Genomic DNA, 18,781 nt, shown 5'->3' on the forward strand with positions numbered 1-18,781 from the left:
CGTGCGCCGCGAGATCCCTCCCGATCTCGCGGCGCACGTCCGTCGTCCGTCCGTGGTCGTCCCTCGTCTGCCCGTCGTCGTCTGTCCGTGTGGACGGGACGGGCCGGTCAGTACCGCCCGGCCGGGCGGGGCAGGCCGTAGTGCTCGCGCAGGGTGCGGCCGGTGTAGCCCTCGCGGAAGAGGCCGCGGGCGCGCAGGATCGGCAGCACCTGCTCGATGAAGTCCGTCAGGCCGTCGGGCAGGATCGGCGGCATGATGTTGAAGCCGTCCGCCGCACCCTGGCCGAACCAGGTCTCGATGTGGTCCGCCAACTGCTCGGGTGTGCCGACCACCACCTGGTGACCGCGTCCGCCGCCGAGCCGGCCGACGAGTTGGCGCAGTGTCAGGCGGTCGCGCTCGGCGAGGTCGCGGATCAGTTCGAACCGGCTCTTGGCGCCGTTGATCTCGGTCACGGGCGGCAGCGGGGGCAGGGGTTCGTCCAGCGGGTGGTCGGTCAGGTCGAGGCCGAGCACGGTGGAGAGCACGCCGACCGACCGCTCCGGGTTGATCAGGTCGTCCAACTCCCGGTCGAGCCGCTTCGCTTCGGCTTCGGTCGAGCCGAGCACCGGCACCACGCCGGGCAGGATCTTCACCGCCGCCGGGTCGCGTCCGGCCTCGGCGGCCTGCCGCTTGAGGTCGGCGTAGAACGACTGGCCCTCGGCCAGCGTCTGCTGCGCGGTGAACACCGCCTCCGCCCAGCGGGCGGCGAACGCCCGGCCGCTGTCGGAGGAGCCGGCCTGGACGAGCAGCGGGTGGCCCTGCGGGCTGCGCGGGATGTTGAGCGGGCCGCGCACCTGGAAGTGCGGTCCGGCGTGGCCGATCTCGTGCACCCGGGCGGCGTCCGCGAAGGCCCCGCTCGCGCGGTCCAGCAGCAGTGCGCCGTCCTCCCAGCTGTCCCACAGCGCGGTGACCACGTCGAGGAACTCGTCGGCCCGCCGGTAGCGGAGCGAGTGCTCCTGGTTGGCCGTCCGGTTGAAGTTCTGCGCGGCCCGCTCGCCGGCGGAGGTGACGATGTTCCAGCCAGCCCGGCCGTGGCTGATGTGGTCGAGCGAGGCGAACTGCCGGGCCAGGTTGTAAGGCTCGGTGAATCCGGTGGAGACGGTGCCGATCAGCCCGATCCGCTCGGTGACCACGGCCAGCGCGGTGAGCAGGGTGAACGGCTCGAAGTGGCTGATCAGGCCCCAGCCGCCGTCCGAGCGGGCCTCCACCCCGTCGGCGAGGAAGACGGAGTCGAAGGAGGCGGCTTCGGCGGCCTGGGCCAGCCGCTGGAAGTGCGCGATGTCGGCGGCCTGGGCGGGGTCGGTGCGCGGGTGGCGCCAGGCGGCCTCATGGTGGCCGACGCCCATCAGGAAGAGGTTGAAATGCAACTGCCGGTCACTGTTCTCGGGCATGGCGAAGCACTCCGGAATTCGGAAGGAGGGAGGAAGGAGGGTGAAGAGTGAAGGGTGAAGTGTGAAGCAGGATGACGGAGGGTCAAGGGGAAGGAAGGAGGGTGAAAGGGTGCGAAAGGAAGAAGAAGGGGGATTCGGAAGGAAGGGCGGGATTACCCGATTCTCCGGTTCGCCACCTGGCCCGGCAACGATTCTCCGGGCCGTGGAATTAATACGGCGTCAATGGCCGCTGCGCGCCGTCCGCAGTTCCATCGGCCGTTGGTACGCGCTGTCCAGCACCCCGGCGCAGGCCGCCACCGCCAGGACGTCCGTCCCGAACGAGGCCGCCGTCACCAGCTGTCCCGGCTCGGGACGGGAGTGCTCCAGGACCTGCGCCCGGAGGTAGCCGCCCAGTTGGGGTGCGACCAGCAGGCCGGCCTCGCTGACCACCAGCACCTCGGGGTTGAGCATGTTGAGCAGCAGGGCGGCGGCGGGTGCGGCCAGTCGCAGCCGCTGCTCCAGCAGCCGCAGCGCGGGGTCGGCCCCGACGGCGGCCAGGGCCAGCAGCAGGTCGAAGTCCGGGACGGGGATCAGCCCCTGCGCGTGCGCGCGGCGGGCGACCGTCCGGTCCGAGACGGTGGCTTGGAGGCAGCCTGTCCGGCCGCAGGAGCAGGGCTCGGCCGACCCGGGCACCGGCAGGTGCGCGACCTCCCCGGCGCGGGAGCGGCGTCCGCGCAGCACGGTGCCGCCGGTGGCGAAGGCCGAGTCCACCACGTTGCCGATGAACAGCTGGGCCAGCTCGGTCGCACCCCGGCCCGCGCCGAACAGCAGCTCGGCCCGGGCGAGCGCGCGGGCGTGGCTCTCCACGTGCACCGGCAGCCTGGTGAACCGGGCCAGGCCGTCCCGGACGGGTACGTCCCGCCAGCCGAGCGGGCCGTGCTCCACCACCGTGCCGCGTTCGGAGTCCACCCAGCCGCCCGTCACCACGCCGAGGCCCAGCACCGAGCGCCCGCCGGTGTGGCGGGCCAGGAAGCCGGGGAGGTGGTCCCGGATCGCCCCGAGCACGGCCCGGGCTCCGCCCTGCCGGGGGATCCGCTCCTGGGCGGTGACCCGGCCGCGCAGGTCCAACAGCGCGAAGGTGAGCCACGGGACCCCGATGTGCACGCCGCAGGCCAGGTGGTGCCGGGTGTCCACGTCCAGGGGCAGCCGGGGCCGGCCGGCCCTGGGCGGCCCGTCGGGCGGCGGCAGCTCGCGGAGCAGGCCGAGGCCGATCAGGTCGGTGGTGTGCCGGGAGACGGCGGCTGGGCTGAGCCCGGTGGCCTGCCCGACGGCGGTCCTGGCCAGCGGTCCGCCGGCCAGCACCGCGCGCAGGACGGCCCCGGCGCCGCCGCCCTCCACGGGCAGCGGGCCGCGGCCGAGGGTGGGTGGAGCGACCAGTGCCAGCATGCGGTCGATGCTCCCAGCGGTGTGTTGCCCGGGTGTGGCGGCGGCATGAAGGGCTGGGCGGGCGGCCGCCCGGACGGCGGCGGGGCCGGGTGGCTCTGGGACGCTGCCGGGCGGACGGCCCTCGCGAAGGTGCGGAGATGAAGGCTGTGTCCGGGTGCGAACCGTCAAAAAGCCGCTAAATATGTCCGGCTACCAGGCTGATCAGGGGAGATCCGGCCGGAAGGCCGTAGTCTCGAAGTCGGCGAACAGATGTCCGGGGGCGGAGTCCCCGGCCCGGACCAAGAATGGTGCGCATGGCACGCGGCAGGCTGCGGATCTACCTCGGGGCGGCCCCCGGGGTCGGAAAGACGTACGCCATGCTCGCCGAGGCCCAGCGGCGGCTGGTCCGGGGCACCGACGTGGTGGTCGGCTTCGTCGAGCACCACAACCGCAGGCTGACCGCCGAGATGACCGAGGGTCTGGACACCGTCCCGCGCCAGGAACTGACCCACCGTGGCGCCGTCTTCAGCGAGATGGACCTCGACGCGATCCTGCAGCGCAGGCCGGCCGTCGTCCTGGTGGACGAACTCGCGCACACCAATGTTCCCGGCTGCCGCAACGCCAAGCGCTGGGAGGACGTCGAGGAACTCCTCGCGGCCGGGATCGACGTGGTCTCGACCGTCAACATCCAGCACCTGGAGTCACTCGGCGACGTGGTCGAGGGCATCACGGGCGTCCGGCAGCGCGAGACCGTGCCGGACGAGGTGGTCCGCCGGGCCGACCAGATCGAGCTGGTCGACATGTCCCCGCAGGCGCTGCGCCGCCGCCTCGCGCACGGCAACGTCTACGCCCCCGAGAAGATCGACGCCGCGCTCGCCAACTACTTCCGCCCCGGCAACCTCACCGCCCTGCGTGAGCTGGCCCTGCTCTGGACGGCCGACCGGGTCGACGAGTACCTCCAGCGCTACCGGGCCGAGCAGGGCATCGAGCGCACCTGGCAGGCCCGCGAGCGGATCGTGGTCGGTCTCACCGGCGGCCCCGAGGGCGGCACGCTGATCCGCCGGGCGGCCAGGATCGCCGACCGGGCCTCCGGCGGCGAGCTGCTGGCCGTGCACATCGCCCGTTCGGACGGACTGACCGGGGCCGGCTCCCCGCAGGCCCTGATCGAGCAGCGGGCGCTGCTGGAGAGCCTCGGCGGCAGCTTCCACACGGTGCTCGGCGAGGACCCGGCGGCGGCGCTGCTGGACTTCGCGCGGGGCGTCAACGCGACCCAGATCGTGCTCGGCTCCAGCCGCCGGCGGGCCTGGCAGTACATCTACGGGCCCGGTGTCAGCGCCACCGTCACCCGGGACTCCGGCGACATCGACGTGCACATCGTCACCCATGAGCACGCCGCCAAGGGCCGGGGCAGGATCCCGATCCGCAAGATCACCGACCTCGGCCGCGCGCGCACGGTCGCGGGCTGGCTGATCGGCGTCGCCGGGCCGCCCCTGCTGGCCCTGGCGCTCACCCAGCTGCACGGCCTCGGCGTGTCCACGGACATGCTGCTGTTCCTCTCCGTGACGGTCTGCGCGGCCCTGGTCGGCGGGCTGCTGCCGGCCGTCGCGTCCGCGCTGGTCGGCTCCTCGGCGCTGAACTACTACTTCACGCCCCCGATCCACACCTTCACCATCTCCGCGCCGCAGAACATCCTGGCGGTCGGCATCTTCACCGCCGTCGGCATCTCGGTGGCCTCGGTGGTCGACCTGGCGGCCCGCCGGACCCAGCAGGCCGCCCGGAGCCAGGCCGAGGCGCAGACCCTGAGCGCGCTCGCCGGTACCGTGCTGCGCGGTGTGCCCAGCGGGGACGGGCTGCTCACCGCCCTGCTCGACCAGGTCCGGGAGACCTTCCAGCAGGACTCCGCCGCCCTGCTGGAACGCCCGGACGGGCACGCGCCCTGGCGCTCCGCCGCCGTGAGCGGTCCGCAGCCGCCCGAGCGGCCCGAGGACGGCGACGTGGACGTCCCGGTGGGGGAGAACCTCGCGCTCGTCCTGCACGGCCGGGTACTCCCGGCGGCCGACCGCCGGCTGCTCGGCGCGTTCGCCGCCCAGGCGGCGGTCCTGCTGGAGCGCCGCCGACTGGCCGGGGAGGCCGCCGCCGCCCGCCGGGAGGCCGAGGGCAACCGGATCCGTACCGCGCTGCTCGCGGCCGTCTCGCACGACCTGCGCACCCCGCTCGCCGCCATCAAGGCGGCCGTCAGCTCGCTGCGCTCGGAGGACGTCGAGTGGGACGAGGCGGACGAGGCCGAACTCCTGGAGGGGATCGAGAACGGCGCGGACCGGCTCGACCACCTGATCAACAACCTGCTCGACATGAGCCGCCTGCAGACCGGCACCGTCACCCCGCTGATCCAGGAGACCGACCTCGACGAGGTCGTCCCGTTCGCACTCGGCGGGGTGCCGCCGGAGTCGGTCAAGCTGGACGTCCCCGAGACGCTCCCGATGATCCACGCCGACGCCGGGCTGCTGGAGCGTTCGCTGGCCAACCTGGTCGAGAACGCCGTCAAGTACAGCCCCGACGGCGTGAAGGTCCTGGTCAAGGCCGACGCGTTGCACCCGCTGGGCGCCCCCGGGAGGGTCGAGCTGCGCATCGTCGACCGGGGCCCTGGCGTGCCGGAGGAGGCCAAGGAGCGGATCTTCGCGCCCTTCCAGCGCTACGGCGACGCCCCGCGCGGCGCCGGCGTCGGCCTCGGCCTGGCCGTCGCGCGCGGCTTCGTCGAGGCGATGGGCGGCACCGTGGCCGCCGAGGACACCCCGGGCGGCGGGCTGACCATGGTGGTCACGCTCCCCGCCGTCGACCTGCCCGACCCGAACCATCCGGAAAACCGGCCCCAGCAGCCACCGAACCGAAAGGCGGAGCCCGTATGACCCGGGTCCTTGTCGTGGACGACGAACCGCAGATCGTCCGCGCCCTGGTGATCAACCTCAAGGCCCGCAAGTACGAGGTCGACGCGGCCCACGACGGTGCGAGCGCCCTGGAGCTGGCCGCGGCCCGCCATCCGGACGTGGTCGTCCTGGACCTGGGGCTGCCCGACATGGACGGCGTCGAGGTGATCAAGGGCCTGCGCGGCTGGACCCGCGTCCCGATCATCGTGCTCTCCGCCCGGCACGCCTCCGACGAGAAGGTCGAGGCGCTCGACGCCGGCGCCGACGACTACGTGACCAAGCCGTTCGGGATGGACGAGCTGCTGGCCCGGATGCGGGCCGCCGTCCGCCGGGCCGAGCCGGTGGCCGGGGAGGACGACTCGGTCGTCGTCACCGAGAGCTTCACCGTCGACCTGGCCGCGAAGAAGGTCAACCGGGACGGCACCGACGTACGCCTCACCCCGACCGAGTGGCACCTGCTGGAGGTGCTGGTCCGCAACGCCGGCCGGCTGGTCAGCCAGACCCAGCTGCTGCAGGAGGTCTGGGGCCCCGCCTACCGCACCGAGACCAACTACCTGCGGGTCTACCTCGCCCAGCTCCGCCGCAAGCTGGAGGCCGACCCCTCGCACCCGCGGCACTTCATCACCGAGCCGGGCATGGGCTACCGGTTCGAGGCCTGACCCGGCCGGCCGCCGCCGGGCCCGGATCCGCCACCGGGCCCGCTCCCGCCACCCGCCGCCGGGGCCGGACCAGCCGCCGGGCCCGACCCCGGGACGCGTAAAGCCGGTACCCTTCGGGCATGAGTGGTGACAACAGCAGCGACCAGCCGCAGGGCCGCTTCCGCCGCATGCTCAGCCGCCTGACCTCCTCCGCCGAGGAGCTCCAGGCCGAGGAGCTGCGACAGGACGCCGCGGAGTCGGGCTGCACCCCGATCGCCAGCTGCGGAGACCGCGAGCTGGTGACCGTGGCGGGCACCCTGCGGACAGTGACACTCCGTCCCCGGGCCGGTGTGCCGGCCCTGGAGGCGGAACTCTTCGACGGCAGCGAGGCCCTGGACGTGGTCTGGCTGGGCCGTCGGTCGATCATCGGCATAGAGCCCGGCCGTCGGCTGATAGCCAGCGGCCGGATCAGCCATGCGCGCGGACGCCGTGTGCTCTTCAACCCCCGCTACGAACTGCGTCCTGCCGGACACGGGAGCGAGTGAGTGTGACCAATCTGCCCGGCGGCGATCCCGCCGCCCGCACCGTCGTCCCCGACGACTACGGTCGCTACGTCGACCAGACCATGACCGAGGCGGTGGAGTCGACGGCCGATCAGTGGCGGGCGGCGGAGACCCCCGAGGAGGCCGCGGCCCGGGAGGCGGCGGCGTCCAAGGAGGCGGCCGACACCATCCTGAAGGCGTTCGGCGGGATCCGCGGCATGGTCGACATGACCCTGCCCGGCCTGGTCTTCATCCTGACCTTCAACATCACCCACCAGATCCCCACGGCGGCCTGGGCGGCCCTCGGCCTGAGCGGGATCTTCGTGGTCGTCCGGCTGTTCCGGCGGGAGACCATCCAGCACGCGTTCAGCGGCGTGTTCGGGGTCGCGATCGGCGCCTGGATCTCGATGAAGACCGGGAAGGCGGAGAACTTCTACCTGCCCGGCCTGCTCTACAACGTCGGCTACTGCATCGCGCTCGCGATCTCGGCCCTCGTCCGCTGGCCGCTGGTCGGCCTGATGCTCGGGCCGGTCACCGGTGAGATGTTCACCTGGCGGACGGAGAACCCGGGCCGGCTCAAGGCGTACACCAGGGCGACCTGGGCCTGGGTGGTGATCATGGGCGTCAAGCCGCTGATCCTCTTCCCGCTGTACTTCACCCACAACACCACCCTGCTGGGCTGGCTCAAGACGGCGCTGGGCATCCCCGCGCTCGTCCTGGCGATGTACGTGACCTGGCGGATCCTGCTCAAGGCCCCGGCGCCGATCAAGGCCGTGGTCGAGGAGGAGTAGCTCCCGCCGCGTACCCGCGTGCGTGAGGGCCGTACCCGGCTGCCGGGTACGGCCCTCACGCACGTGTGCCGGGTGGTGCTACTGGGCGCCGGAGACCGCCGACAGCAGGTCCTCCAGCTCCTCCTCGCGCTCCTGGGCCGCCACGAAGAGCAGCTCGTCGCCGCCCTCCAGGGTGTCGTCCTTGCCGGGCACCAGCACCCGGCCCTCGCGGATGATCGTCACCAGCGCGGTGTCGGCCGGCCAGCTGACGTCCCCGACCCGGGTGCCGACCAGCTCGGTGTCGGCGGCGAGGGTGAGCTCGACCAGGTTGGCGTTGCCCTGGCTGAAGCGCATCAGCCGGACCAGGTCGCCGACGCTCACGGCCTCCTCGACCAGCGCGGACATCAGACGCGGGGTGGAGACGGCGACGTCGACGCCCCAGGACTCGTTGAAGAGCCACTCGTTCTTCGGGTTGTTCACCCGGGCGACCACCCGCGGCACGCCGTACTCGGTCTTCGCCAGCAGCGACACGACCAGGTTGACCTTGTCGTCACCCGTCGCGGCGATCACCACGTGGCAGCGCTGCAGCGCGGCCTCGTCCAGCGAGGTGATCTCGCAGGCGTCGGCCAGCAGCCACTCCGCCATCGGCACCCGCTCCACCGAGATGGAGTTCGGGTTCTTGTCGATCAGCAGGACGTCGTGGCCGTTCTCCAGCAGCTCGCCCGCGATCGAGCGGCCGACGGCACCGGCCCCGGCAATTGCGACTCGCATCAGTGCTCACCCTCCTGCGGGCCCTTGGCGAAGGCCGACTCGACGGCCGCCTGGTCCGCCCGGCGCAGCGTCACGTGCACCAGATCGCCCTCCTGCAGCACCATCTGCGGCGTGGGCAGCATGCCTTCGCCGAGCCGGGTGACGAACGCGATCCGGGAGTTTGACGCCTCCTCCAGCGCGCTCAGCTTGTGGCCGATCCAGGACGGCGCGTACGCCACCTCGGCCATCTGCACGCTGCCGCTCGGGTCCTGCCAGAGCGGCTCGGCGCCGCTGGGCAGCAGCCGGCGGAGCATCTGGTCGGCCGTCCAGCGGACGGTGGCGACGGTCGGGATGCCGAGGCGCTGGTAGACCTCGGCGCGCCGGGGGTCGTAGATCCGGGCCGCGACGTGCTCGACGCCGAAGTTCTCCCGGGCCACCCGCGCGGCGATGATGTTCGAGTTGTCACCGCTGCTGACGGCGGCGAAGGCACCGGCCTCCTCGATGCCCGCCTCGCGCAGGGTGTCCTGGTCGAAGCCGACGCCGGTGACCCGGCGTCCGTTGAACCCGGAGCCGAGCCGGCGGAAGGCCGTCGGGTCCTGGTCGACGACGGCCACCGAGTGGCCCTGTTTCTCGAGCGCTCTCGCGAGGGCCGAACCCACGCGTCCGCACCCCATGATGACGATGTGCACGGGACGCTACCTCACCCAGTCCGTCGGGGTCATGACCTGCGCAAACACCGCTCATCATCCTTCCGCGCCCCGCAACCGGGGCGATCTCGGGGCCGCGCCGGCGGTCCGGCGAGGCGGGGCAACGTGACCGGTGCCCGCAAGCCCATCATCCGACACGCTAACCCCTCTACCGAACGCAGTCTCGATGAAGGTAGCGCCCAGGGGTCGGTGCCGGGGGGAAAACCCCTTACGATCCCTTAACGTGCCTATGCCTGCTGACCTAACGAAACGCATTCTGATCGGTCGAGCGCTGCGCAGCGACAAGCTGGGGGAAACGCTTCTCCCGAAGCGGATCGCGCTGCCGGTGTTCGCCTCCGACGCGCTGTCCTCGGTTGCCTACGCCCCCGAGGAGATCCTCCTCACCCTCTCGCTGGCCGGGGCCTCGGCGATCCACTTCTCCTGGCAGATCGGCGTCGTCGTCGCCGTGGTCATGCTGGCGGTGGTGGCGTCGTACCGGCAGAACGTGCACGCCTACCCCAGCGGCGGCGGCGACTACGAGGTCGCCACCGTGAACCACGGGTCGAACTCCGGCCTGGTGGTCGCGGCGGCCCTGATGGTCGACTACATCCTCACCGTCGCCGTGTCCACCACCTCCGGCGTGGCCAACGTGGTCTCCGCGGTGCCCGCGCTGCGCGGGCACGAGATGGGCCTGTCGGTCGCCCTGGTGATCATCCTGATGGGGATGAACCTGCGCGGTGTCCGCGAGTCCGGCACCGCCTTCGCCGTTCCGACGTACGCGTTCATGGCCGGTGTGGTCGGCATGCTGCTGTACGGCATGGTCCGGCACTTCGCCTTCGGCGCGAGCATGCACGCCGAGAGCTCCGGGTTCCACCTGGAGGCGACGCCCGGCAACGGCTCGCTGGCCGGGTTCGCGCTGGTGTTCCTGCTGCTCAAGGCGTTCTCCTCGGGCTGCGCCGCGCTGACCGGCGTCGAGGCGATCAGCAACGGTGTGCCCGCCTTCCGCAAGCCCAAGAGCAAGAACGCGGCGAACACGCTGCTGATGATGGCGAGCATCGCCGTGGTGATGTTCATGGGCATCATCTACCTCGCCCACCTGACCGGTACCCAGATGGCCGAGAACCCCGCCCAGCAGCTCGCCGGGGTGCCGGCCGGCTACCACCAGAAGACCGCGCTGGCGCAGATCAGCGAGGCCGTCTTCTCGAACTTCACGCCGGGCTTCTACTTCATCGCCGCCGTGACCGGCCTGATCCTGGTGCTCGCCGCCAACACCGCCTTCAACGGCTTCCCGGTGCTCGGCTCGATCCTCGCCCAGGACCGCTACCTGCCCCGGCAGCTGCACACCCGCGGTGACCGGCTGGCGTTCTCCAACGGCATCATCCTGCTGGCCGGCGCCGCGATCCTGTTCATCGTGGCCTTCGGCGCCGACCCGAACCGGCTGATCCAGCTGTACATCGTCGGCGTCTTCGTCTCGTTCAACATGAGCCAGTCGGGGATGATCCGGCACTGGACCCGCCTGCTGCGGACCGAGACGGACCCGAAGAAGCGCGCCCACATGTACCGCAGCCGGGCGATCAACGCCTTCGGCCTGGTGATGACGGCGGCCGTGCTGATCGTGGTGCTGGTGACCAAGATCAGCCACGCCTGGATCGCGATCGCCACCATGGTGGTGCTCTTCGTGATGATGAAGGCTGTCCGCCGCCACTACGACCGTGTCTCCGACGAGCTGGCCGCCGCCGAGGAGCCGGACGACGTGGTGCTCCCCACCCGGGTGCACGGCATCGTGCTGGTCTCCAAGCTGCACAAGCCCGCGCTGCGCGCGCTGGCGTACGCGCAGCTCGCGCGCTCCCAGACGCTGGAGGCCGTCACCGTCAACGTCGACCCCTCCGACACCGAGGCGCTGCGCCGGGACTGGGACGCGCGCGGCATCGAGGTGCCGCTGAAGGTGCTGGACTCGCCGTACCGCGAGATCACCGGGCCGGTGCTGGACTACGTCAAGAACCTGCGCCGCAGCAGCCCGCGCGACGTGGTCAGCGTGTACATCCCCGAGTACGTGGTCGGGCACTGGTACGAGCACCTGCTGCACAACCAGAGCGCACTCCGGCTCAAGGGACGCCTGTTGTTCCGGCCCGGCGTGATGGTTACTTCCGTACCCTGGCAGTTGGAGTCCTCCGAGCGGCGCAGCCCGCAGAAGGCCTGGTCCGCCCCCGGCGCCGTCCGACGTGGCGATCCGAGGCGCCAGCCCGTACGGTCGGGGGGTTCCGCCACGGAGCGGTCGGACATTCCGGCGCAGCCCGCGGACCGTACGGCAGAAGCCACCGCAGACCCCAGCAAGGACGCAACCACGTGAGTCGCAACACCCCGCCCCGTTCCTCCGGCAAGTCAGCGAAGTCCGGCGGCAAGTCCGGCGGGAAGTCGGGTGCCAAGTCCGGCGCCAAGCCGGGGCAGGTCACCCGCGCGCGCTGGGGTGCCCGGCCCGCCCGTCCCGAGGCGACCGACCGGGACGGCTTCACCGCGCAGACCGCTCCGCTGGCGCCGGGGGAGTCCTCCCCGCCGCCGGCCGCCGCCGTGCGCAAGGCCGCCGAGGCGAAGAAGCCGGCCGGCGGCCGGTCCGCCGCGGGCAAGCCGGCGGGCGGCGGTGCCAAGGCCCCGGCCGGCGGCGGTGCCGCGGGCCAGCGCGCGCCGCGCAAGCAGGCCGTCCGCCCGCCCAAGGCGCTGCGGGCCGCCAAGCCCGTGCTGCGCGTCCCTGCCGGTGACCCGCTGGTCGGCGAGCGCTACGAGGTCGAGGTCGGCCCGGTCGCGCACGGCGGCGGGCACTGTGTGGCCCGGCACGAGGGGCGGGTGCTGTTCGTCCGGCACACGCTGCCCGGCGAGCGGGTGATCGCCCAGGTCACCGAGGGCACCACCAAGTCCCGCTTCCTGCGGGCCGACGCGGTGGAGATCCTGACCCCCTCCAAGGACCGGATCGCCGCGCCCTGCCCGTTCTCGGGCCCCGGGAAGTGCGGCGGCTGCGACTGGCAGCACGTCACCCCGGGCGGGCAGCGCAAGCTCAAGGGCCAGGTGCTCACCGAGCAGCTCGCCAAGCTGGCGGGGCTCACCCCGGCGGAGGCCGGCTGGGACGGCAGCGTCGAGCCGGTCGGCGGCAAGCTGCCGCCGGGCGAGGTGCCGCAGTGGCGCAGCCGGATCCAGTACACGGTCGACCAGGAGAGTGGCGAGGTCGGCCTGCGCAAGCACCGCTCGCACGACATCCAGCTCGTCGACCGCTGCCTGATCGCCTCCGAGGGCATCACCGAGCTCGGCCTCGAAGCCCGTGACTGGACCGGTCTGACCTCGATCGACGTGATCGCCGCAGCCGGGTCCTCGGACCGTCAGCTGATCCTCACCCCGGCGCCGGGCGAGCAGCTGCCGCTGGTCGAGCTGGACAAGCCGGTGTCGATCTCGCGGATCGACGACCAGGAGAACTTCCACCAGGTGCACGGTCGCACCTTCGTCCGCGAGCGGGCGGTCGGCCGCACCTGGCGGGTCAGCAACGGCGGCTTCTGGCAGATCCACCCCGAGGCCCCGGACACCCTGGTCGACGCCGTGATGTCCGGCCTGGACCCGCAGTGGGGCGAGAACGCCCTCGACCTGTACTGCGGCGTCGGCCTCTTCGCCGGTGCGCTGGCGGACCGGGTCGGCGAGGACGGCGCGGTGCTCGGCATCGAGTCCGGCAAGCAGGCCGTCCTCGACGCCCGGCACAACCTGGCGGAGCTGGAGAACGTCCGGATCGAGTGCGACAAGGTCGAGGCCCTGCTGCCGCGCACCGGCATCGAGTCGACCGACCTGATCGTGCTCGACCCGCCGCGCGCGGGGGCCGGCCGCGAGACCGTCCGCCACCTGGTCGGGCTGTCAGCCCGCCGGATCGCGTACGTCGCCTGCGACCCGGCCGCGCTCGCGCGGGACCTGGCGTTCTTCCGCGAGGGCGGCTACCGGCCGGTCTCGCTGCGGGCCTTCGACCTGTTCCCGATGACCCACCACTTCGAGTGCGTGGCGATCCTGGAGCCGATCCGGGGCGCAGCGTAGCGGCCTGCGGCGCGCGCCCGTGAGGGGTGCGCGCCGACCGGCGGACGGGCCGGGTGGAGGGGGGACGCCCCCTCCACCCGGCCCGTCGCCGTTGCGGGCTCCGCGGGGGCTGCGGGCTCTCCGGGCGTCGCCCGGGGCCGGGGCCGGTCAGCGGCCCTTGCCGCTGCCGTTGAACGAGAAGGGCGCCGTCCGCCGGCCGTCGGCCCCGCGCGGGACCAGCGCGTTCGAGTCGCCGTGCGTCCGGTCCGCCACCAGGCCCGACAGGAACCGGGTGAACCACTCCCAGCGGGTGTAGCTCGCGGGGACCGGTGCGGCGGTCGGCTGCTCCGCCGGGCGCACGTAGTGGGCGGGCGGAGTCCCGTCGGCGCTCTGCCGGCGCTGGGGCGAGTGAGGCTGCGTCATGGCGGTGTCCGATCCTCGGGCCGGGAGAGTACTGCCTCCGGCAGCTTACGGCTCGTCCCAGTGCTGGCAGGGGCCGATGGTGGGGCAGGACCAGCCCTGCTGCCGGTGGGAGTCGTGTGCCACCGGGTTGCGGCAGTCCCGTGCCGCGGCGGGCGTCGCGGAGGGCGCGATGGCGGGTACGACAGCGGGTACGACAGCGGGCGCGATGGCGGGTGCGGCGGCGGGTGCGGCGGCGCGTGTCGTGGTGTCCGCGCCGAGGGCCCGGGTCGGCGGGCCCGCCTGCGCCGTTCGCGCCGGGGTGAGGTCGAGTGCGCCGTCCTGCACGCCGTCCAGTGCGCTGTCGGAAATCGGTCGTCCGGCCATGGCTGCCTCCTGTGCACCCGGCCGTGGGGTGGGCCGGTGCACTTCACGCTAGGCGGCCCGCCGGGCCGCGGGCATGAGCCGCTGGTCCCGGGTGTGTCCCGGGTCCGGCGCCGACGGGAGCGGTCCGCCTCCGGACGGGTGACGGACGTGCTTTGCGGGCAGTCTCCTCGGAGGTGGCGCGGGGTGGACCGGGGGAGTGGAGCGGCCGGAATGCGCCCTTGTTGTGCTAGCGCTTCGGCGCTAGCTTGAGGTATGGCCAAGAAGCAGCTGAATGTCCGGGTGGACGCCACCACCGCCGAGATGGCCCGCGAGCGGGCGGAGCAGCAGGGGATCAGCATGAACCAGTACATCGAACGACTCGTCCAGCAGGACATGGGCGAGTCGGGGCGGCTGTTCGTGGAGAAGGCCGCGCAGTTCATGAAGGAGTACGAGACCGCCTTCCTGTCCGAGTTCGGCGAGCGCGGCCAGGCCGACCTGCAGGACGTGCGTCGTTGAACCTTGAGGTCGACCTCTCCTGGCTGCTCATGACAGCCGAGCAGTACACCCCGGGCGATCCGCAGGTCACCGACTACGGATCGCTGCTCGCCGCGGTGGCCCGCCACCAGGCCGACATCTTCGACATCGCCGTCTACCCCGAACCGCAGGACCGCGCCGCCGCGCTGATGCACCAACTGATCCGCGTCCCGGCGCTGGAGCGGACCAACGAGCTGTTCGCCACCGCGGTCGCCTATGCGTACCTGGTCGCCAGCGGCTGCAACGTCGCCACCACGGCCCGCGAGGTACGCAGCCTCGCCCGCGCGATCCGCGAGGGCAAGCTCGGCGTCGGCGGGGTGGCCGAGCGGCTGGCCGCCTGGGTGGTGACCGAGCCGGAGGAGGAGGGCGTCACCGGCGAGGACGACGGGGAGGAGGGCGAGGCGGACTGAGTACGATGGGGGGTCATCCCCATGCCCCCCATGCCGAGGACTCACGGACGTTGCTGCAGGACATCGAGCGCTACCTGGCCTGCCCGCACTGCGCACAGCAGCTCACCCTCGACGGGCGGACGCTGCGCTGCGCCGCAGGCCACAGCTTCGACCAGGCCAAGCAGGGGTACGTGAGCCTGCTCGCCGGTGACGCGCACACCGGCACCGGCGACACCGCCGGCATGGTCGCCGCCCGCAGCGACTTCCTCGCCGCCGGGCACTACCGCCCGATCGCGGACGCCCTCGCCGAGGCGGCGGTGGCAGCCGGAGCAGCCGGGCCGGCCGGGCCGGGGGAGGGACTGGTGGCCGACCTCGGCGCCGGTACCGGCTACTACCTCGCGCACGTGCTGGCGCGGACCGGGGGCACCGGCGCCGCGCTCGACATCTCCAAGTACGCGCTGCGCCGTGCTGCGAAGGCACACCCGAGGATCGGCGCCGTCGTCTGCGACGCCTGGCGCCCGCTGCCGTTGCGCGACGCGAGCGCGGATCTGCTGCTCAACGTCTTCGCGCCGCGCAACGGGCCCGAGATCCGGCGGGTGCTGCGCCCCGGCGGCCGACTGCTGCTGGTCTCGCCGACCTCGCGCCACCTCCGGGAACTGGTCGCGGCACTGGGCCTGCTCTCGGTGGACGAGGACAAGGAACGCCGGATCGACGAGAAGCTCAGCCCCTGGCTGACCAGGACCGACCGGGTCGAGCTGGAGTTCCGGCTGAGCCTGTCGCGGGCCGATGCGGCGGCGGTCGTCGCGATGGGCCCGAACGCCTGGCACACGGACGCCGGCAAGCTCGCGGCCACGCTCGCCGAGCTGCCCGAACCGGTCGAGGTGACCGGATCGGTCCAGGTCACGACCTACGGCTGAGCCCGGGCGGGCGTACGGCCGGGCCCGGGCAGGCACAGCGGCAGGACCCCGGCCGGCGTAGGGCCCGGCCGGGCCGGGGGTACGGCCGCGTCCCGGCGAGGACGCCGCCTCGGCTGCCAACTCGTTGGGATGAATCTCGCGGGCAGGCACGTTTCTGCTCCCTCGACGAGGGCTAGGGTCCCCCGGGTGACCAGCGAAGCCGCCCCCAGCCTCCGGCCGGGGGGACCCACACCGTCCGCCGTCCGCCCCGTCCTGCGCCCCACCGTCGAGGAGCTCCGGCTCACCTCCTTCAAGTCCTACCGCCGGACGACCCTGCCGCTCTCCCCGCTGACCGTCCTGCACGGGCCGTCGGGCGTCGGGAAGTCGAACGCGCTGGACTCGCTGGCCGTGCTCTCCCGGCTCGCGCTCGGCGAGCAGATCGGCCCGTCGCTGGACGGGATCGGCGGCACCGCGGGGCCGCTGGCCGCACCCGTCCGGGGCGGACTCGCGGGCTGCGTGCCGCACGGCCGGAACGCGATCATCCTGGGCTGCACGGTGCGGTCCGCCGCCGGGCCGATCCGGCTCGAACTGGTGGTCCGTACCGATGGGCCGGTCCGGGTCGCCCGCGAGTGGCTCACCTGTGGCGGGCGGACGCTGGTCGAGACCGGCGAACAGGACGTGGCGCACGGCAAGGTCAACGTCACCTGGCACAACGACACCCGGCAGGGCGACATCCGGGCGCCCTTCCCCAGCAACACCCTGATCACCACCCAGATCCCGCTCCGGGTGGCCGGGTCCTCGCCCGGCGAGCGGATGGTGCTGGCCGCGAGCGAGCACCTGCTCACCGCCCTGCGCGAGGTCTTCCCGCTGCACCCCGTGCCCGCGCTGATGCGCGACTGGGCGAAGCCGGACCCGGACGCCCGGCTGCTCGGCTCCGCCGCCAACATCTCCGCCGTGCTGGCCAGGTTGAAGAGCGACTGCACCCGCCGTTACGGCCGGCTGCTCAAGGCCGTCCAGGCTGCGGCGCCGCACCCGCTGCTCGGGCTGGACGTGGCCCGGCGCGGGCCGGAGGCCCAGGAGCGGCTGCTCGCCGTCTTCGACGAGGGCGTGCTCGGCCGTACCGGGGCCGACCAGGCCTCGGACGGGATGCTCCGGCTGCTCGCCTTCGCGGCCGTGCTGCTGACCGGTGCCGGGGTGCTGGACGTCGACCCGGCCGGCGAGGTGCCCTCGGCCCACCGGCAGCTCACGGTGCTCGCGGAGGACCTGGGCGCGGGCCTCGGCGCGGAGCAGACCGCCTCGCTGCTGCGGGTGGCCCGGGAGGTCTGCGAGCGGGAGGACGTCCGGCTGCTCGGGGCGCTTCAGGATCCCGCGGCCGCCCGGGAGGCGGGCGGAGCGGAGCTCATCGAGTGCCGTCGGGACCCGGCCACCGGGCACAGCGTGCTGCGGCCAGAGATTCCCCGGGTACCGCCACAGGCGGTCGGGGCGATGGGGTAGACCTGGGGTGTGAACGATCAGCAGAACGGCCCGGCCGGTACCCCGCAGGACGACTCGGCGCAGAACGCTTCGGTTCAGGAGGCCCGGGTGCAGGACGCTTCGCTCGGGCGGCTCCAGCAGCGGCTGGCCGAGTTCGCGGCGGCTCGTGACTGGCAGCCCTTCCACGTCCCGAAGAATCTGGCCGCCGCGCTGAGCGTGGAGGCCGCCGAACTGCTCGAAATCTTCCAGTGGCTGACGCCCGAACAGGCGGCCGCGGTGATGGACGACCCGGGCAGCGCGCACCGGGTCCGGGACGAGGTCGCCGACGTGCTGGCGTACCTGCTGCAGTTCTGCGCGGCGGTCGGGGTGGATCCGCTGGCCGCGCTCGCGGCGAAGATCGAACGGAACGAGCTGCGGTTCCCGGTGCCCGGCGGGGACACCGGACCGGGGCACCGGACGGAGCACTGAGGGGCGGCAGGTCGCTCGTGTGGGTGACCTGAGTTATCCACAGGGGCGAGTTGTCCACAGGAATTCAGGGAGGTGCTGCGCGGAGCCGGTCCGCGCAGCACGCTTGCGCCGTGACCCACCGTCGGAGACGACGGCCGACGCGAGCGAGGGGAGCGGCGACTCATGGACGCGCTGCGACTGATCAAGACTGCCCGGCACGCGCTGGCGGAGGCCAGGACGGTACCGGACGCGCTGACCGAGGCCTGGCAGGCCGGGCTGCTCACCGAGGCGGTCGGTGCCAGGATCGCCGAACGGGACACCGGAGAGGTGGGCGCGCTGGGGCAGTTGCTCTGCGACGCAGGCGCGCACGCCGTCAGCTGCCTCGACCAGCCGCCGACCGGACCGGCGCCACAGGACGGCGTCCGCCCGGACTGGAGCCGGGAGGACTGGAGCCGGGCCGACTGGAGCGGCACCGGCCGGGCGGCCCGGCTCGGCGAGGTCGGCGACCTCGAACCCGCCCTGGAGGAACTCGGCCGGCTGCTCCACGACGTCGCCGAGACGCTGGTGGTGCTGGCCTGCGGTGCGGAGACGGAGAGCCTGTACTGGCGCTGTATCGACGGGGTGGACGCCGGTTCCGAGTGCAAGGACCTGGTCGCGGAGCTGCTCCGCGCGGTTCGTAAGGAGACGGCGGCGAAGGACGCGGCGGGCTGCGGCCGTCCGGCGGGCTGCCGGGGCCCGGGCTGCGCGGAGCCCGGGCCGGTCACGGACCAGCGTGCCGGGGGCGGCCTGCCGATGCTGCTGGTGCCGCTGCGTCCGCCGGTCGCGGGGCGCGGCTACCAGCCCGGGGCGGAGGATTCCGCGGAGCCGTCGGCGGCCGGCCGGCCCTCGGCGGATCGGATGCCGGAGGACTGCAGGTCGGCGTCGAGCCCGGCCAGGTCCTCGTTGAGGGAGGCGAGCAGTTCCTGCATCTGCGCGAGCAGGTTCATGGGCGTGGCGGGTGTCTCGGACGAGGGCTCGGACATGAGGGGACCTCTCCAGCTCAATAGTGCGGTCTGAGTTGTCAGGACAGCGGCCGGGGCGGTTGCCCGGGCC

General features: G+C 73.0%; 18 protein-coding genes. 12 read left to right on the forward strand and 6 right to left on the reverse strand.

Annotated features, from left to right (window positions below):
- Positions 1-107 precede the first annotated feature (107 nt).
- Both ABD330_RS27185 and ABD330_RS27190 read right to left on the reverse strand, forming a co-directional pair.
- A complete protein-coding gene (locus ABD330_RS27185; protein WP_344468647.1) occupies positions 108-1,430 on the reverse strand; it encodes an LLM class flavin-dependent oxidoreductase in 1,323 nt (440 codons plus the stop codon).
- 219 nt (positions 1,431-1,649) lie between these two features.
- On the reverse strand, positions 1,650-2,855 hold the full coding sequence (locus ABD330_RS27190) for an ROK family transcriptional regulator (RefSeq protein ID WP_344468648.1): 1,206 nt from the start codon (positions 2,853-2,855) through the stop codon (positions 1,650-1,652).
- Positions 2,856-3,148: 293 nt separating this feature from the next.
- On the opposite strand from ABD330_RS27190, the gene ABD330_RS27195 reads away from it, so the two are divergent.
- The 4 genes from ABD330_RS27195 (at position 3,149) to ABD330_RS27210 (ending at position 7,729) form a co-directional block, all read left to right on the forward strand.
- Positions 3,149-5,740: an ATP-binding protein gene (locus ABD330_RS27195; RefSeq protein ID WP_344468649.1), complete on the forward strand. Its 2,592-nt coding sequence runs from the start codon at positions 3,149-3,151 to the stop codon at positions 5,738-5,740.
- Entirely contained in the window at positions 5,737-6,417 is a 681-nt protein-coding gene (locus ABD330_RS27200; protein WP_344468650.1) for a response regulator, read from the forward strand. The genes ABD330_RS27195 and ABD330_RS27200 overlap by 4 nt, the downstream gene beginning before the upstream one ends.
- A gap of 119 nt (positions 6,418-6,536) precedes the next feature.
- Positions 6,537-6,941 (forward strand): OB-fold nucleic acid binding domain-containing protein, encoded by a 405-nt coding sequence (locus ABD330_RS27205; RefSeq protein ID WP_344468651.1) that lies wholly within the window; start codon positions 6,537-6,539, stop codon positions 6,939-6,941.
- 2 nt (positions 6,942-6,943) lie between these two features.
- Positions 6,944-7,729 (forward strand): DUF3159 domain-containing protein, encoded by a 786-nt coding sequence (locus ABD330_RS27210; protein WP_344468652.1) that lies wholly within the window; start codon positions 6,944-6,946, stop codon positions 7,727-7,729.
- A 78-nt stretch (positions 7,730-7,807) separates the two neighbouring features.
- Here ABD330_RS27210 and ABD330_RS27215 read toward each other — a convergent pair whose 3' ends face one another.
- Positions 7,808-8,479 carry a potassium channel family protein gene (locus tag ABD330_RS27215; protein ID WP_344468653.1) on the reverse strand — a complete coding sequence of 224 codons (672 nt, stop codon included), beginning with the start codon at positions 8,477-8,479 and terminating at the stop codon, positions 7,808-7,810.
- A complete protein-coding gene (locus tag ABD330_RS27220; RefSeq protein WP_344468654.1) occupies positions 8,479-9,147 on the reverse strand; it encodes a potassium channel family protein in 669 nt (222 codons plus the stop codon). The genes ABD330_RS27215 and ABD330_RS27220 overlap by 1 nt, the downstream gene beginning before the upstream one ends.
- A gap of 247 nt (positions 9,148-9,394) precedes the next feature.
- On the opposite strand from ABD330_RS27220, the gene ABD330_RS27225 reads away from it, so the two are divergent.
- Complete coding sequence (locus ABD330_RS27225; RefSeq protein ID WP_344468655.1) at positions 9,395-11,494, forward strand: APC family permease; 2,100 nt, start codon at positions 9,395-9,397, stop codon at positions 11,492-11,494.
- Positions 11,495-11,880: 386 nt separating this feature from the next.
- Positions 11,881-13,206 carry a class I SAM-dependent RNA methyltransferase gene (locus tag ABD330_RS27230; protein ID WP_344468682.1) on the forward strand — a complete coding sequence of 442 codons (1,326 nt, stop codon included), beginning with the start codon at positions 11,881-11,883 and terminating at the stop codon, positions 13,204-13,206.
- Positions 13,207-13,353: 147 nt separating this feature from the next.
- Here the strand turns inward: ABD330_RS27230 and ABD330_RS27235 are convergent, their stop codons facing one another.
- Positions 13,354-13,608, reverse strand: coding sequence for a hypothetical protein (locus ABD330_RS27235; protein ID WP_344468656.1), 255 nt, complete (start codon positions 13,606-13,608; stop codon positions 13,354-13,356).
- 45 nt (positions 13,609-13,653) lie between these two features.
- The gene (locus ABD330_RS27240) at positions 13,654-13,971 is read right to left on the reverse strand and encodes a hypothetical protein (RefSeq protein ID WP_344468657.1); all 318 of its coding nucleotides are present in this window, start codon (positions 13,969-13,971) and stop codon (positions 13,654-13,656) included.
- Positions 13,972-14,223: 252 nt separating this feature from the next.
- On the opposite strand from ABD330_RS27240, the gene ABD330_RS27245 reads away from it, so the two are divergent.
- The 6 genes from ABD330_RS27245 to ABD330_RS27270 all read left to right on the forward strand — a co-directional run bounded on the left by ABD330_RS27245 (position 14,224) and on the right by ABD330_RS27270 (position 18,745).
- Entirely contained in the window at positions 14,224-14,466 is a 243-nt protein-coding gene (locus tag ABD330_RS27245; RefSeq protein ID WP_344468658.1) for a toxin-antitoxin system HicB family antitoxin, read from the forward strand.
- Positions 14,463-14,894: a fic family toxin-antitoxin system, toxin component gene (locus ABD330_RS27250; protein ID WP_344468659.1), complete on the forward strand. Its 432-nt coding sequence runs from the start codon at positions 14,463-14,465 to the stop codon at positions 14,892-14,894. The genes ABD330_RS27245 and ABD330_RS27250 overlap by 4 nt, the downstream gene beginning before the upstream one ends.
- A gap of 50 nt (positions 14,895-14,944) precedes the next feature.
- Positions 14,945-15,790 carry a putative RNA methyltransferase gene (locus ABD330_RS27255; protein WP_344468660.1) on the forward strand — a complete coding sequence of 282 codons (846 nt, stop codon included), beginning with the start codon at positions 14,945-14,947 and terminating at the stop codon, positions 15,788-15,790.
- A gap of 186 nt (positions 15,791-15,976) precedes the next feature.
- The gene (locus ABD330_RS27260) at positions 15,977-17,263 is read left to right on the forward strand and encodes an AAA family ATPase (RefSeq protein ID WP_344468661.1); all 1,287 of its coding nucleotides are present in this window, start codon (positions 15,977-15,979) and stop codon (positions 17,261-17,263) included.
- A gap of 87 nt (positions 17,264-17,350) precedes the next feature.
- Positions 17,351-17,710 carry a nucleotide pyrophosphohydrolase gene (locus tag ABD330_RS27265; RefSeq protein ID WP_344468683.1) on the forward strand — a complete coding sequence of 120 codons (360 nt, stop codon included), beginning with the start codon at positions 17,351-17,353 and terminating at the stop codon, positions 17,708-17,710.
- A gap of 162 nt (positions 17,711-17,872) precedes the next feature.
- Positions 17,873-18,745: a DUF6099 family protein gene (locus tag ABD330_RS27270; protein WP_344468662.1), complete on the forward strand. Its 873-nt coding sequence runs from the start codon at positions 17,873-17,875 to the stop codon at positions 18,743-18,745.
- The last annotated feature ends 36 nt before the right edge of the window (positions 18,746-18,781 follow it).

The sequence above is a fragment of the Kitasatospora kazusensis genome (assembly GCF_039529945.1).
GTDB lineage: Bacteria > Actinomycetota > Actinomycetes > Streptomycetales > Streptomycetaceae > Kitasatospora > Kitasatospora kazusensis.

Bases quoted from the DNA above. Each gene is read 5' to 3' on its own strand.
- ABD330_RS27190 (WP_344468648.1), bottom strand. From the start codon at position 2,855: ATGCTGGCACTGGTCGCTCCACCCACCCTCGGCCGCGGCCCGCTGCCC.
- ABD330_RS27240 (WP_344468657.1), bottom strand. From the start codon at position 13,971: ATGGCCGGACGACCGATTTCCGACAGCGCACTGGACGGCGTGCAGGAC.
- ABD330_RS27185 (WP_344468647.1), bottom strand. From the start codon at position 1,430: ATGCCCGAGAACAGTGACCGGCAGTTGCATTTCAACCTCTTCCTGATG.
- ABD330_RS27270 (WP_344468662.1), top strand. From the start codon at position 17,873: ATGGACGCGCTGCGACTGATCAAGACTGCCCGGCACGCGCTGGCGGAG.
- ABD330_RS27205 (WP_344468651.1), top strand. From the start codon at position 6,537: ATGAGTGGTGACAACAGCAGCGACCAGCCGCAGGGCCGCTTCCGCCGC.
- ABD330_RS27235 (WP_344468656.1), bottom strand. From the start codon at position 13,608: ATGACGCAGCCTCACTCGCCCCAGCGCCGGCAGAGCGCCGACGGGACT.
- ABD330_RS27200 (WP_344468650.1), top strand. From the start codon at position 5,737: ATGACCCGGGTCCTTGTCGTGGACGACGAACCGCAGATCGTCCGCGCC.
- ABD330_RS27245 (WP_344468658.1), top strand. From the start codon at position 14,224: ATGGCCAAGAAGCAGCTGAATGTCCGGGTGGACGCCACCACCGCCGAG.
- ABD330_RS27225 (WP_344468655.1), top strand. From the start codon at position 9,395: ATGCCTGCTGACCTAACGAAACGCATTCTGATCGGTCGAGCGCTGCGC.
- ABD330_RS27215 (WP_344468653.1), bottom strand. From the start codon at position 8,479: ATGCGAGTCGCAATTGCCGGGGCCGGTGCCGTCGGCCGCTCGATCGCG.
- ABD330_RS27195 (WP_344468649.1), top strand. From the start codon at position 3,149: ATGGCACGCGGCAGGCTGCGGATCTACCTCGGGGCGGCCCCCGGGGTC.